The 14,471-nt window shown below is 68.5% G+C and carries 13 protein-coding genes and 1 pseudogene; 3 read left to right on the top strand and 11 right to left on the bottom strand.

The annotated features are described in order from the left end of the window. Positions 1-14: 14 nt before the first annotated feature. Positions 15-1,184: an MBL fold metallo-hydrolase gene (locus BN4346_RS25405; protein ID WP_067967366.1), complete on the bottom strand. Its 1,170-nt coding sequence runs from the start codon at positions 1,182-1,184 to the stop codon at positions 15-17. Between the two features lie 41 nt (positions 1,185-1,225). Then, on the bottom strand, positions 1,226-1,957 hold the full coding sequence (locus BN4346_RS25400; RefSeq protein ID WP_067967363.1) for an enoyl-CoA hydratase: 732 nt from the start codon (positions 1,955-1,957) through the stop codon (positions 1,226-1,228). A 27-nt stretch (positions 1,958-1,984) separates the two neighbouring features. On the opposite strand from BN4346_RS25400, the gene BN4346_RS25395 reads away from it, so the two are divergent. Then, a complete protein-coding gene (locus BN4346_RS25395; RefSeq protein WP_067967359.1) occupies positions 1,985-3,475 on the top strand; it encodes a carboxyl transferase domain-containing protein in 1,491 nt (496 codons plus the stop codon). On the opposite strand, the gene BN4346_RS25390 is transcribed toward BN4346_RS25395, so the two are convergent. The 3 genes from BN4346_RS25390 to BN4346_RS25380 all read right to left on the bottom strand — a co-directional run bounded on the left by BN4346_RS25390 (position 3,465) and on the right by BN4346_RS25380 (position 8,079). Further along, complete coding sequence (locus tag BN4346_RS25390) at positions 3,465-4,319, bottom strand: DMT family transporter (protein ID WP_208863210.1); 855 nt, start codon at positions 4,317-4,319, stop codon at positions 3,465-3,467. The genes BN4346_RS25395 and BN4346_RS25390 overlap by 11 nt on opposite strands. A gap of 197 nt (positions 4,320-4,516) precedes the next feature. Further along, entirely contained in the window at positions 4,517-6,289 is a 1,773-nt protein-coding gene (locus BN4346_RS25385) for an ABC transporter ATP-binding protein (RefSeq protein WP_235653514.1), read from the bottom strand. Then, positions 6,286-8,079: an ABC transporter ATP-binding protein gene (locus BN4346_RS25380; RefSeq protein WP_067967352.1), complete on the bottom strand. Its 1,794-nt coding sequence runs from the start codon at positions 8,077-8,079 to the stop codon at positions 6,286-6,288. Before BN4346_RS25380 ends, BN4346_RS25385 begins: the two co-directional genes overlap by 4 nt. 77 nt (positions 8,080-8,156) lie before the next feature. Here BN4346_RS25380 and BN4346_RS25375 point away from each other — a divergent pair, with 77 nt between their 5' ends. Both BN4346_RS25375 and BN4346_RS25370 read left to right on the top strand, forming a co-directional pair. Beyond that, positions 8,157-8,858, top strand: a complete 702-nt coding sequence (locus BN4346_RS25375) for a response regulator transcription factor (RefSeq protein ID WP_046283624.1) — start codon at positions 8,157-8,159, stop codon at positions 8,856-8,858. A 17-nt stretch (positions 8,859-8,875) separates the two neighbouring features. Then, entirely contained in the window at positions 8,876-10,210 is a 1,335-nt protein-coding gene (locus BN4346_RS25370; protein ID WP_067967626.1) for a sensor histidine kinase, read from the top strand. A gap of 19 nt (positions 10,211-10,229) precedes the next feature. On the opposite strand, the gene arfC is transcribed toward BN4346_RS25370, so the two are convergent. From arfC to BN4346_RS25335, 6 genes and pseudogenes are all read right to left on the bottom strand, one after another. After that, on the bottom strand, positions 10,230-10,943 hold the full coding sequence (gene arfC / locus BN4346_RS48685; RefSeq protein ID WP_078058410.1) for a channel accessory protein ArfC, sunset domain variant: 714 nt from the start codon (positions 10,941-10,943) through the stop codon (positions 10,230-10,232). After that, entirely contained in the window at positions 10,943-11,095 is a 153-nt protein-coding gene (arfB, locus tag BN4346_RS48015) for a channel accessory protein ArfB (protein ID WP_096867443.1), read from the bottom strand. The genes arfC and arfB overlap by 1 nt, the downstream gene beginning before the upstream one ends. Positions 11,096-11,107: 12 nt before the next feature. Continuing rightward, positions 11,108-12,128, bottom strand: a pseudogene (arfA, locus tag BN4346_RS25350) (channel-forming protein ArfA/OmpATb). Between the two features lie 81 nt (positions 12,129-12,209). After that, a complete protein-coding gene (arfA, locus tag BN4346_RS25345; RefSeq protein ID WP_067967347.1) occupies positions 12,210-12,710 on the bottom strand; it encodes a channel-forming protein ArfA/OmpATb in 501 nt (166 codons plus the stop codon). Continuing rightward, entirely contained in the window at positions 12,711-13,079 is a 369-nt protein-coding gene (locus tag BN4346_RS25340; protein WP_067967344.1) for an FKBP-type peptidyl-prolyl cis-trans isomerase, read from the bottom strand. A 5-nt stretch (positions 13,080-13,084) separates the two neighbouring features. After that, entirely contained in the window at positions 13,085-14,380 is a 1,296-nt protein-coding gene (locus tag BN4346_RS25335) for a citrate synthase (RefSeq protein WP_067967337.1), read from the bottom strand. Positions 14,381-14,471: the final 91 nt, after the last annotated feature.

The following is a 14,471-nucleotide window of genomic DNA, read 5'->3' as shown; positions in this document are numbered from 1 at the left end:
ACCTGGTCATGGCGCTAAAGCCTCCACCACGCGTCGGCAGGGGCGGCGTCAGGAAGTACCCGGCCGCCGGGTTCATGCGGCGGTCCCAGCTTCGCCTCTCCTCCGTCGAGCCTCACTGAACCGCCGGGCTTGGGCACCGCCGTGGCGACTCCCGCGGCGCCGGCGGCGACCAGCAGCCGTTCCACCGGCTCGGCCCAGCGGTGCGGCGCCAACCGGAACGGGCCCCAGTGAATCGGCACCAGCAGACCCGACGCCGAAGCATTCAAGTCGAGGTGCGCCTGGACGGCCTCCTCCGGGTTCATGTGGACGTCGGGCCAGGCGGTGTTGTAGGCCCCGATCGGCAACAGCGTGGCGTCGAACGGGCCGTGCTGGGCGCCGATCGTGCCGAAGCTGCCGGTGTAGCCGCTGTCGCCGCCGAAGTAGACCCGGTGCTCGGGACCGGCGATCACCCACGATGCCCACAGCGTCTGGTTGCGGGTCAGGAATCGCCCGGAGAAATGCCGCGCCGGGGTGCAGGTCACGGTGAGATCGCCGAGCGTGGTGTGCTCGTCCCAGTCGAGTTCGATCACCCGCTCCGCGGGGATGCCCCACGCACGCAGATGCGCCCCGACGCCCAGCGGGACGACGAACGGCGCCCACTGGCTGCGGGCGAGCGCGGTGACGGTGTCGATGTCGAGGTGGTCGTAGTGGTCGTGGCTGACCACGATCGCGTCGACCGCGGGCAGTGCCCCGAGTCGTACCGGCGGGGGGTGCAGCCGTCGAGGCCCGACGGCATCCGACGGCGAGCAGCGTTCGCTCCAGACCGGGTCGGTCAGCACGCGATAGCCGTTGATCTCCACCAGGGCCGTCGCGTGCCCCAGCCAGGTGATCGCCAGCGGCTCGACGTCGACGCTGAAGTCGGGCACCTCCAGCGGGATCGGCGCCGCGGGCCGTCGCCCGACGCGGTCGGCGAACAGCTCGCGGACCATCAGCCGCTGTTGTTCCCGATCCATGTTGACCATGGCAGCGCGTTCGATGTTGTGGAAGACCCCGTCGCGATAGTTCGCCGATCGGGTGGCTACCGCATCGATCGCGGTGGGTGCCGCGCCCAACGCGGCGGGTGTACCGCGCAGCGCTCGAAGCGTCCAGCCGCCAGCGGCCAGCGACGCTGTGGTTCCCGCCAGTCGAAGTGCTCCACGCAGCATGACGACGAGTCTATGGTGGCGGCTCGCGGGCTCCGTCGCGATTAAGCGCCCTGGAACTTCGGCGGCCGCTTCTCGACGCGCGCCACCTGGGCCTCGATGACGTCTTGGGAACCCCAGGCCTTGTCGAACAGCTCCTTGTGCACCGGCTGCTGCTCCTCGTAGGCGCCGTCGTCGTTGAGCACCCGCTTGGCGTGCTGCAGCGCCAGCGGCGCCAGCCCGGCGATCTCGTGCGCCCAGGCCTGCGCGTCGGTAAGGGTGCCGATCCGGTTGGCCATCCCGGTCAGCAGCGCCGCGTCGGAGGGCAGCTTCTCCGCGGTCAGCATCATCGCCCGGGCCCGCCCGTAGCCGACCAGTGAGGTCAGCCGCCGGATGCTCCAGTTGTCCAGCGCCAGGCCGTACTTGGCGACCGGGAACTGGAAGAACGCCTCGGGGGCCACCACCCGCAGGTCACAGACCATCGCCAATTGCAGGCCGGCGCCGATCGCGGCGCCGTTGATGGCGCCGATCACCGGCACCGGGACGTCGGCGATGCTCTGGTGCAGGGCGATCAGCTTATCGGGGTAGTCAGCGGCGAACGCGTCACCGGACAGATCCGCGCCGGCACAGAACACCGTGCCCTGCCCGGTCAGCACGATCGCCCGGACGTCGTGGGTGGCGGCGTCCAGAACCGCCTCCCGCAACTCGGTGACGAGCTGGGAGTTCAAGGCGTTGCGACGCTCGGGGCGCTGCAACTCGATAGTCGTGACGGCTTCATCGCGGGTAACACCGATCATGACGAACCAGCCTATTAGCCTCGATCTGTGAGCCGGACCGGGGCCGAGGAAGTGCGCGACGCGGTGCTGGATCGCGGCTCTTTCCTCAGTTGGGACGTCGCGCCGCTGGCCGTGCCGATCAGCGAGGGTTATGCCGCCGAGCTGGCCGCGGCCCGGGTTGCCAGTGGCCGCGACGAGGCGGTCCTCACCGGCGAGGGCCGGATCAACGGCCGGCGGGTCGCGGTGATCGCCAGCGACTTCGACTTCCTGGCCGGCTCCATCGGGGTGGCGGCGGCCGAGCGGATCACCGCCGCGATCACGCGGGCCACCGCCGAACGACTGCCGCTGCTGGCGTCGCCCAGTTCGGGTGGCACCCGGATGCAGGAGGGCACCGTCGCGTTCCTGCAGATGGTGAAGATCGCCGCCGCGATCGAGCTGCACAAACGCGCTCACCTGCCCTATCTGGTCTACCTGCGCCACCCCACCACCGGCGGGGTGTTCGCCTCCTGGGGTTCACTGGGGCACGTCACGCTGGCCGAGCCCGGCGCACTGGTGGGATTCCTGGGGCCACGGGTTTACGAACAGCTCTACGGTGCCCCGTTCCCGCCGGGCGTCCAGACCGCCGAGAACCTGCAGGCCCACGGGGTGATCGACGGCGTGATCCCGCTGAAGTGGCTGCGACGCATCTGCGCCCGGGCGCTGAAGGTGATGCTCGACGACCCCGGTCCCCCACCCCCGAAGCCGGACCCGGAGCCGATACCCGACATCGCCGCGTGGGACTCGGTGTGCGCGTCGCGACGTCCGGATCGGCCGGGCGTCGGGTTTCTGCTGCGCCACGGCGCCACCGAGCGGGTCTTCCTGTCGGGCACCGGCAGCATCGAACGCGGTGCCACAATCTTGCTGGCGTTGGCACGCTTCGGCGGCCAGCCCGCCGTGGTGTTGGGGCAGCTGCGGGGCGCAGATCGGCTGACCGACCCGGTTGCGCTGCGCGATGCCCGCCGCGGCATGGCGCTGGCCGCGGGCTTGCGGCTGCCGCTGGTGTTGGTCATCGACACCCCAGGCCCGGCGCTGTCGGTGGAGGCCGAGCAGGGCGGATTGGCGGCCCAGATCGCGGCGTGCCTGGCCGAACTGGTCACGCTCGAGGTACCGACGGTGTCGGTGCTGCTGGGCCAGGGCAGTGGCGGTCCGGCGCTGGCGATGGTGCCGGCGGATCGGGTGCTGGCGGCGTTGCACGGCTGGCTGGCGCCGTTGCCGCCAGAGGGCGCCAGTGCCATCGTCTACCGCGACACCCGGCACGCCCCGGAACTCTCCGCGGCGCAGGGCATCCGTTCGGCGGATCTGCAGGCCCACGGGATCGTGGATGTGATCGTCGGCGAGCACCCGGATGCCACCGAGGAGCCGATCGACTTCGCCAAGCGAATGTCGCAGGCCATCGCCGTCGAGCTGTCAGCACTGCGCGGGGTGCCCGCCGAGCAGCGGATGGCGGCCCGGTTAGAGCGCTACCGCCGGATCGGAATGCCTGATGGCACTAACCGGTGATCATCGCCACGGCCACTCCCGCCAGCACCATCCCCACCACCTGCCGGAGACGCACCCGCTCCCCCAGCAGGACGACCGCCAAGATCACCGTGGCGGCCGGGTATAGCGAGATCAAAACGCTGGCCAGTGACAGCAGCGCGAGCTTCAACGCGAACAGCATCGTGACGTTGGCGGCAGTGTCGAGCAGCGCGATCAGGAACGCCAGCCGCAGCGGTGTGCCCGTCGGCGCCTTCAGATTGCGGCTCAGCGCCGCAACGGCGATCACCAGGACGGTGGCCGCGGCACGCGCGAACAGCAGGGGCCACAGACCCGAATCCGACGGAGTGCGGTCCAGGAAGACGAAGTTCAACCCCAGGGCCACCCCCGAGGCGACCGTCAACCACAGCACGCGGTGGGTGAGCCCCGGCCGGTGGACGCCGTCGTCGCCGGCGTGCCAACTGATCAACACCACCGCGCCCAAGGCCACCGCGATACCTGCGCTGGCGAGCATCCCGGGGCGCTCCCCCAGCAGCCGGCCGACGCACACCGGCACGCCGGCGTCCACCACCGCTGCCAGCGGCGATACCACCGAGATCGGGCCCGCGGCCATCGCCGCGTAGAACCACCAGATGCCCAGCGCCTGGGTGAGTCCACCGAGCATGCCCAAAATGACGGTGCTCGTCGTGATGTGCCCGCCGCCAATCAGGGCAAGCATTCCGAGCATCACCATGGAGACCGGGGTGGACACCAAAACCACGCGAAGCGCGGCGACCCGCCGCGACGCGACACCACCCACGAAGTCGCTGATCCCGAAACTGGTGGCCGACGCCAACGCCAAACCCTGCGCGGTAGGTGAACCGATCACGCAGCTGCCTTGGCAGCTTCGGCCTTCTTGGCGGCCTTAACGTTCGATGTGACCATCACCGAGAAAGCCTAAGTGGGCAGCCACCTTGGAAAGTCCTGCGTTTGCGGGATCTTTGCGCCCGGCGGCGCCATGTTCGCAGGTCGGTGCATTAAAATTCACGTGGATTTAACCCGCCGCGGGGTGCTCGCGGCTGCCGTTCAGGCCAACGAGCGCAGCCACGCGTCGTGCAGGGCGGCGTAGTGGCCCTCGGCGCGAATCAGCTCAGCCGGCGGCCCGTCCTCGACGATGCGGCCACCTTCGATCACCAGAACTCGGTCGGCGATCTCGACCGTGGAAAGGCGGTGGGCGATCACCAGCGCGGTCCGGCCGGCCAGCACGCCGCGCAGCGCCTTCTGCACCATCCGCTCACCGGGGATGTCCAGCGATGACGTCGCCTCGTCGAGGATCAGCACCGCCGGGTCGGCGAGGAAGGCGCGGGCGAACGCCACCAGTTGACGCTGGCCGGCCGAGAGCCGCCCGCCCCGCTTGGCGACGTCGGTGTGGTAGCCGTCGGGCAGGGCGGCGATGAAGGTATCGGCGCCCACGCTCGTCGCGGCGGCGACCACCTCGGCGTCGGTCGCGCCGGGGCGGCCGAACCGGATGTTGTCGGCGACCGTGCCGGTGAACAGAAAGTTCTCCTGGGTGACCATCACGACGTGGCGGCGCAGCGCCGCTTGGCCGAACGCTCGCAGGTCGACGTCGTCCAGCGTCACCGCTCCCGACACCGGGTCGTAGAACCGGGCGATCAGTTTGGCGATGGTGGACTTGCCGGCTCCGGTGCTGCCGACCAGCGCCACGGTCTGACCGGCCGGGATGTTCAGCGACAGACCGGCCAGTACCGACTGGCCGTCCCGGTAGCCGAAATGCACGTCGCACAAGTCGATCTCACCGCGCACCTGTTCCGGCGCGGCCGTTGGGCCGGGTGGGTCGACCGGGTCTTTGATGGCGGGCGTCTCGGCCAGCACCCCGGCCAGTTTCTGCAGCGCCGAGGTCGCCGAGGAGAAGGTGTTGAGGAACTCGGAAATGCCCTGCATCGGTTCAAAGAACATCCGCAGATAGAGCAGGAACGCGGTGAAGGTTCCGATCGTCATGTGCCCGTGCAACACTCGCCAGCCCCCGTAGAGCAGCACCACACCGGTGGTGAGGTTGCCGACCAGCTTTACCCCGGGCGAGAAGATCGCGACCAGTCTGAACGCCTTCTCGTTCACCGCACGGTAGCGGTCGGCGACTCCGGCAAAGATCTCCTGATTGCGAGCCTCGCGGCGATAGGCCTGTACCGCCTTGATCCCGCTCATGGTCTCGGTGAACTGCACAATCACCCGCGCGGCATGCTCGCGCATCGCGGCGTAGTTCTTCGACGATTCGACCCGGAACCATCGCAGCAACGCCACCAGCACCGGAAAGGCGATCAGGCACATCAGACCGAGCCGCCAGTCCAGCACGACCAGCAGCACCGCGGTGCCTGCCATCGTCAGCGCGGCGCCGACCAGGCCGTCGAACCCGGTGAGCAGCATCTCCTGGATCGCGTCGACGTCGTTGGTCAACCGGCTGACCACCCGGCCCGAGGTATAGCGCTCGTGAAATCCCACGTCCAGGCGCTGAAACTGGCCGAACACGCGCCGCCGCAGCTCCAGCAGCATCTGCTGCCCGATCTTGCCCGACCACTGCAGGAAGAGCATCCGGCTGACAGCCTGCGTGAACACCACCACCGCGAGCGCGGTCACGATCAGACTCAGCTGCCGGATCGAGCCGTCCGCGGCGATCGGCGGGATTCCCCGGTCGATTCCGCGCTGCGCCAGCAGCGGAACCGCAAGCCGGGCAGCGTTTTCCACCACAATGGCCACGACCATCAGCAGCGCCGCAAACCGATACGGGCGCAACAAAGACCAGAGCAGGGTCCGCGCCGCGGCCCCGCCCGGCTCGGCCGTCACCGGAGCACCCAGTCGACGAGGTGTTCGGCGCCGTCGTCGAGCTCGTCGTCTGCCGCCAACAGGTAGCGGTACCGCGGCACCTGGGCCAGCAGCTCGGCGTGCGTACCGACCGCGGTAATGGTCCCGCCCTCGACCAACGCCACCCGATCGGCCAACGCCACGGTGGACGCCCGGTTGGCCACCACCAGCGCGGTGATCGGCGGCCGGCCCGCGTCCGCGGCCGAACCCAGCACTCGGCGCAGCGCTTCGGTGACGGCGGCCTCGGTGTGCACGTCCAGGGCCGAGAGGGTGTCGTCGAGCACCAGGATCGTCGGCGCCGCCACCAGGGCCCGGGCTAACGACAGCCGTTGGCGCTGTCCGCCCGACAGGCTCATGCCCTGCTCCCCGATCCGGGTGTCCAGCCCGGACGGCAGGTCGTAGACAAAATCTGCCGAAGCCACGGCCAGGGCGCGGGCCAGTTCCGCATCGCTCGCTTCCGGCCGGCCCAGCCGCAGGTTCTCGGCCACCGACATCGAGAACAGGGTGGGGTCATCGAAGGCGGTCACCACCGCCGAGCGCAACGCCGCCAGCGTCAGCGTCCGGACGTCCCGGCCGCCGATGAGGATCTGGCCCTGCTGTGCGTCGTAGAGCCGGGACAGCAGCATCGCCAACACCGACTTCCCGGAGCCGGTGGCGCCCACCAGGGCGACGGTCTCGCCGGGTTCGACGGTGAGATTGACCCCGCGCAGCACCCACGGCGCATCCGGACCGGCATCGGCGAAACGGAAGCCGACGTCGCGCAACTCCAGCCGGCCCGACGGCGGCACCGGGTCGTCACCGTCGGTGATCTCGAGGGGCGCAGCGAAGATCTCGGTGATCCGGTCGGCGGCGGTCATCGCCTCCTGGGTGGCCGACAGTAGGAAGCCCAACGACGACAGCGGCCAGATCAGCGAGAGCATCAGCGTGACGAACGCGACCAGAGTGCCCATCGTGACCAGGTGATGCCCGGCCGCGTAGACGCCGACCGCAAGCACCCCGATCAGCGTGAAATTCGGGATCACCTCCAACAGGGTCCAGAACTTTGACGACACCACCACCTTCTGGACGCCCAGGTCGCGCAGCTTTGCGGCTTGGGCGTCGAAGCGCGCAAACACGTAGTCCTCGCGTCCGAACGCCTTGATGGTGCGCAGACCCAGCGCGGACTCCTCGACGACGGTGGCCACCTGACCGGCCTGGTCCTGCGCCTGCCGCGTCAGCCGGGTGTACTGGCGCCGGAAGTGCTGCACCGCAAGCATCACCGGGATCAGCGATGCGCATACCACCGCACCCAGCGGCCAGTAGAGCAGCAGCAGAATCGTCGTGACGGCCAGAATCTGCACCGTATTGAGCACCAGGAACACCACCACGAACGACAGGAAGCGCCGCACGGCGGACAGGTCGTTCATGATCCGCGACAGCAGCTGGCCGGACTGCCAGCGGCCGTGAAAGGTCATCGGCAGGATCTGCAGCCGCGCGTACAGGTCCTTGCGGATGTCGGCTTCCACGCCCATGGTGGTGGGCGCGACCAGCCAGCGCCGCACGAACAACAGCAGCGCCTCAATGACCCCGAGCGCGGTCGCCGCCGTACCCAGCACCCACAGCCCGGGCTGGTCCCGGTGGGCCACCGGTCCGTCGATGACGGCCTTGGTCATCAGCGGGATCACCACGGTGGCGACCAGACTGAGCACGGCCACCGTCACCATGGCGACCCAGCGCACCCGGTAGGGGCGCAGGTAAGGCAGCAGGCTACGCAGCGCGGAACCCGAATTCACGGATCGACCCTAGATTGATGTGGGCGACCCGCGGCGCATCCCGCGCTCGACGGCCATGTTCAGGCAAAATGGCCACCATGGACAACCCCGCTGCTTCCCCCCGGGTCTTGGTCGTCGACGACGACTCCGACGTGCTCGCCTCACTGGAACGCGGACTGCGACTGTCCGGCTTCGAGGTGGCGACGGCGGCCGACGGCGCCGAGGCGTTGCGCAGCGCCAAGGAGGCCCGGCCCGACGCCATCGTGCTCGACATCAACATGCCGGTGCTCGACGGCGTGAGTGTGGTGACGGCACTGCGGGCCATGGGTGACGACGTGCCGGTCTGCGTGTTGTCCGCGCGCAGTTCGGTCGACGACCGGGTGGCCGGGCTTGAGGCCGGCGCCGACGACTACCTGGTCAAGCCGTTCGTGCTTGCCGAGCTGGTGGCCCGGGTTCGGGCGATGCTGCGGCGGCGCGGGTCGGCGGCCAGCTCCTCCTCGGAGACCATCACGGTGGGTCCGCTCGAGGTCGACATCCCGGGCCGGCGCGCCCGGGTCAAGGGTGTCGACGTGGACCTGACCAAGCGGGAGTTCGACCTGTTGGCCGTGCTCGCCGAACACAAGACCGCGGTGCTGTCGCGCGCGCAGCTCCTCGAGCTGGTCTGGGGTTACGACTTCGCCGCCGACACCAACGTCGTCGACGTGTTCATCGGCTACCTGCGACGCAAACTGGAGGCCGGCGGCGCTCCGCGGCTGCTGCACACCGTGCGCGGCGTCGGTTTCGTCCTGCGAACGCAGTGAGGACCACCATGAATGTCATGAAACTGCTGCGGCGCATCTTCGCCAGAACACCGTCGTTGCGGACCCGGGTGGTGTTCGCGACGGCCATCGGCACCGCAATCGTGACGGTCATCATCGGCGTGCTGGTGTGGGTCGGTATCACCAACGACCGCAAGTACTGGCTGGACCGCCGGCTCGACGAGGCGGCCGGGCTGACCGTCCCGCTGATCGGCCTGGGCGAGCTGCCCCGCGCGGCCGGCGCCAACGACGCGGTGATCACGTTGCGGCGGGCCAACGAAGTGACGTCGAACTCCACGGTGGTGCTGCCGGAGCTGGAGCCGGGCTACGCCGACACCGAGATCGACGGCGTGCGCTACCGGGTGCGCACCGTCGATATCCCGGGTCCGGGGCCGCGGTCGCTGGCGGTCGGGGCCACCTACGACGCCACCATCGCCGACACCAACAACCTGCACCGGCGGGTGTTGCTGCTGTGCACGTTCGCGATCGGGGCGGCCGCGGTGCTGGGCTGGCTGTTGGCAGCCTTCGCGGTCCGGCCGCTGCGACGGCTGGCACAGCAGGCCCGCTCGATCGACGCCGGCGACGAGCGGCCAGAGATCGAGGTGCGCGGGGCCACCGAAGCCGTAGAGATCGCCGAGGCGATGCGCGGCATGTTGCAGCGGATCTGGAAAGAGCGCGACCGCACTCAGGAGGCGTTGGCCTCCGCTCGTGACTTCGCCGCCGTCTCCTCCCATGAGCTACGCACCCCGCTGACCGCGATGCGCACCAACCTCGAGGTGCTGACCACCCTGGACCTGCCCGACGACCAGCGCAAGGAAGTTCTCAACGACGTCGTGCGGACCCAGACCCGGATCGAGGCGACACTGTCGGCCCTGGAGCGGCTGGCGCAGGGCGAACTGTCCACCTCCGACGATCACGTGCCGGTCGACATCACCGATCTGCTCGACCGGGCGGCCCACGACGCGATGCGGGTCTTCCCCGACCTGAACGTCTCGCTGGTGCCGTCACCGACCTGCATCATCGTCGGGCTGCCCGCCGGCCTGCGGCTGGCCGTGGACAACGCGATCGCCAACGCGGTCAAACACGGCGGAGCCACGCAAGTGCAGTTGTCGGCGGTCACTTCGCGTGACGGCGTGGAGATCGCCATCGACGACAACGGTGGCGGGATTCCCGAGGAAGAGCGCCGCATCGTCTTCGAGCGGTTCTCCCGCGGGTCCACCGCGTCGCACTCGGGATCCGGCCTCGGGCTGGCCCTGGTGGCTCAGCAAGCCGGGCTACACGGCGGCACAGCGTCTTTAGAAGACAGCCCGCTGGGCGGGGTACGCCTGCTGCTGCGGCTTCCGCCACCGAGCTGAGTACATCCGGCTCGAAGCGTCACTTCTTCTTTTTGCGCCAGCTGTCCCAGCGCTGGAAGCCGGCCGCCGCGGCGGTCTGCTCGTCTTTGAACCACACCTCGGCGATCGTCGCGTCGTAGGCCGGGCTCGCCGGAGCGTGGTAGAGCATGGAGTCCTCATTGCCCTTGACCGTCCAGCCCACCGGACCGGTGCCCCCGGGACCAGCCTTGGTCGATCCCGGACCGTAGGGGCCGGGCGGCACCTCCTCGATGTCGGCCACCAGCTTGGCTGTACCGCTCTTGGCCCGGCCCTTGTCCCAGCGGGTGAATCCTGCTGCGGCGGCGGCACTCTCCTGGGCGAACCACACCTCGGCGATCGTCTGGTCATACCAGGGGCTGTCCGTGGTGTGGTAGAGCATCGAGTCCTCGTTGCCCTTAATCGTCCAGCCGGCCGGGCCGACACCGCCGGCACCGGCACGTGCCGACCCCACACCGTAGGGCGCTCCACCGATCGCCATCGTGGCGGTCTCGGCCTCCGAGGGGAGGGTGCCGCCGGCGAGTTTCGCTGTCGAGCCCGAACCGGTGCTCGCACCGGCGGCCGGGATGGGGGCTGTGGGTGCGTTCGCCGCGGGGCCGGCCGCACCGGATGCCGATACCGGCACCTCGCGTTTGACCCACCGGATGGTGAAAGCGAAGGTCAACAGCAGACCCAACAGAAATGACAGTCCCATCAACCAGCAATTGACGCCGTGCATCAGTGGGCTCCTATCTCACGCGAGCCGGGTAGCGCCGCAACGGCTTCTTCCTTGCTGGTGCGGCGGATCGAGACGATCGTGAGCAACCAGGCCACCGCCGAGCCCACCGCGAATGCCAGCAGATACCACAGCCAGTGAATGACGAAATCCATTGCAGATCCTCCTCAGCTCACGGTGATCACGACGCGCCGGTTTTGGGCACGACCGTCCGGTGTCGCGTTGCTGGCGACCGGGTCGGCCGATCCGAACCCCTTGGACGTGACGGTGTTGGCAGGGACGCCGTGATCCACCAGGAAGTCGGCGACCGACTTGGCACGGGCGCTGCTCAGCGGAACGTTGATGGCGTCGTTGCCGGTGTTGTCGGTGTAGCCGTTGACCGCGATGCGGGCGTTGTGGCAGCCCTTGACCTTCTCCGCTACCCGGCTCAGTTGGTCCCTGGTGCCCGCCGCCAGGGTGTAGCCGTTGGTGACGAACCTGACCGGCGTGCTCATCGCAGCGGTGATGTCGGCCTGCAGATTGCTGCAGTCACCGGCCGGACTCGGAGTTGGCGTCGGAGTCGGTGTCGGTGTCCCGGTCGCGCTCGGGGCCGCCTGGGTTTCGCCAGCCGAGACCTCAATGTTGTTGAGCAGCTTGAGGTTCGGCCACGCCGCTGTCGCCGCCGCCGCGACGGCGGACTTGACCGCATCGGACGCCGCGGTTCCGATCAGCGTGACGGTGTCGCCGACGATCTTGAATTTGAAGTCGGGCATGGACACTGCGGCCTTGAACACCGCTCCCAGACTGGACAGGTCGGGTGCGGTGACGCCGGCCTTGATGTTGAGGTTGTCGACCAGCTGCACACCGTTGCCGAACACCCCCTTGAGCATGTCGAACAGTCCGGTCCGAGTGGCGATGTCAGGCAGGTCCCCGTTGAGAGTGATGACGTTGCCGTTGCGCAGAATCGCCAACGGGGCGAAGGACATGCCCCAAACTCGGCACCGACAGCGTCGGCGCGGCGACGTTCGGCGCATTGATATTCGGTCCGTTGACGTCGAGCTTGGAGCGATCGGTTATTCCGTAACCAATCAGCGCCAGTAGCAAGGGAATTGCCGTCAGGGCTAAGAACCAGCCGAAGCCGGGCGGCCGGCGGTAGAACCGCGAGACCTTTCGCCAGCCAGTCACAGTGGGGTTTTCTGAGCCTGGCATGGATCCTCCTTGAAGACCGAAAAACACCCGCGAGTCCAGGACACCGCGAGTGTAGGAGTTTCGATTTGCTGACGGAGGAAATTAGTCGTTTTTGGTGGGCTTTGCCCCGCCCTGAGGGCTGGTTACCAACTCGTTGACGATGTGGGCTCGCGCCCAGGCGTCCTCGGCTGCGGCCTGTACGGCAGCCGCCTCGTCCGCCTTCGCCGCGGTCCCGCCCAGCGTCACGGTGTCGCCGTCGATCGCCACGGTGAAATCGCCGATGCCCGCGGCCGCCTCAAACACCGGGGCTGCGGCCGAGAAATCGACGGTCGCTGCTCCGGGCACCACCCCGAGCTGGTCGATAACGGTGACGTCGTCGCTCGAGGTGATCACCGCGTCCAGCAGCTCGCGTTTGGCGGCCGGATCGGCCACGTCTCCGGCCACAGTGAACTGCGCGCCGTGACGAATCACCGTAACCGGCACTGCCGGTCCGGCGGCCGGTTGCGGTTCAGCGACGGGCTGGGGCGCGCGCTGCAGTAGGCCGTAACCGATCGCAGCGAGCAGCACAGTTGCCAGTGCCGCCCCGATCAGCCGGGCACGCACTCAGCGGGTGCCGAGCAGGTCGATCACAAAGACCAGGGTCTTGCCGGCCAGCGGGTGCCCGGTTCCGGCGGGCCCGTAGGCCAGCTCCGGCGGGATCACCAGCTGACGCCGGCCGCCCACCTGCATTCCCGGGATGCCGTCCTGCCACCCGGCGATGAGCCCGTCCAGCGGAAATTCCAGCGATTCGCCGCGGTTCCACGAGCTGTCGAACTCCGCACCGCTGTCGTAGTCGACGCCGAGGTAGTGCACGTTGACGACCCCACCGGGGACGGCCGCGGGGCCTTCCCCGACGACGATGTCCTCGATGACCAGCTCGGCCGGTGCCGGGCCGGTCGGAACGGTGATCTGTGGCTTGGCCGGATTAGTCATGGTGGTTACCGTCCGCCGATGCCGACGTAGTCACGCTCGGTGTAGCCGGTGTAGATCTGACGCGGCCGGCCGATCTTGCTGTCGCCCTCGTCGTGCATCTCGCGCCAGTGCGCGATCCAGCCGGGTAGCCGGCCGAGCGCGAACAGCACGGTGAACATCTGGGCCGGGAAGCCGATGGCCCGGTAGATCAAGCCGGTGTAGAAGTCGACGTTCGGGTACAGCTTGCGCTCGATGAAGTAGTCGTCGGTGAGTGCGGCCTCTTCGAGGGCCTTGGCGATGTTGAGCAGCTCGTCGTCGCCGCCGAGCTTGCCCAAGATCTTGTCGGCCTGCTCCTTGACGATGCGCGCCCGCGGGTCGTAGTTCTTGTAGACCCGGTGGCCGAAGCCCATCAGCTTCACGCCGTCCTCGCGGTTCTTCACCTTGCGGACGAAGTCGGTGACGTTGCCGTGGTTGTCGCGGATGTCCTCGAGCATCTCCAGCACCGCTTGGTTGGCGCCGCCGTGCAGCGGGCCCCACAGCGCGTTGATACCACCGGAGATCGAGGTGAACAGGTTGGCTCGCGAGGAACCCACCAGCCGCACCGTCGAGGTGGAGCAGTTCTGCTCGTGGTCGGCGTGCAGGATGAACAGCAGGTCGAGGGCGCGGACCACCTCGGGGTCGGCCTCGTAGGGCTCGGCCGGCAGGCCGAACGTCATCCGCAGGAAGTTCTCCACCAGGGAAAGCGAGTTGTCCGGGTAGAGGAACGGCTGACCGGCCGACTTCTTGTAGGCGTAGGCGGCGATGGTGGGCAGCTTGCCCAGCAGCCGGATGGTCGAGAGTTCGACCTGGTCGTTGTCCGACGGGTCCAGCGAGTCCTGGTAGTAGGCGGAGAGCGCGTTCACCACGCTCGAGAGCACTGGCATCGGGTGGGCGTTGCGGGGGAAACCGTCGAAGAACCGCTTCAGGTCTTCGTGCAGCATGGTGTGCCGCTGAATCCGGCCGGTGAACGTGGCCAACTGCTCGGTCGTGGGCAGCTCGCCGTAGATCAGCAGGTAACTGACCTCGATAAAGGTCGACTTCTCGGCCAGCTGCTCGATCGGGTAGCCGCGGTAGCGCAGGATGCCGGCGTCGCCGTCGATGTAGGTGATGGCGCTCTTGACCGGCGAGGTGTTGGCGTAGCCATTGTCGAACGTGGTGTAGCCGGTTTTGGCGAGCAGCGAACCGATGGCGAGAGCGTCGGACCCTTCGGTCGCCTTAACGATCGGCAGTTCTAGCTCGCCGCCCGGATACCGGAGAGTGGCGGTGTCGTCGGTTGCGGCCACAAGGAACCCCTTTGCGCTATTCGGCTGACCTGAATTGGGCGTGTATAGGAAAAGGTAGTCGGTTCCGGGCCGGCGCGCCCGCCCGGGGCCG

It is taken from the genome of Mycolicibacter icosiumassiliensis, assembly GCF_900078685.2.
In the GTDB taxonomy this organism is placed as follows: domain Bacteria; phylum Actinomycetota; class Actinomycetes; order Mycobacteriales; family Mycobacteriaceae; genus Mycobacterium; species Mycobacterium icosiumassiliensis.
The sequence above is the reverse complement of the archived record's forward strand: the minus strand, read 5'-3'. Positions and strand labels throughout refer to the sequence as shown.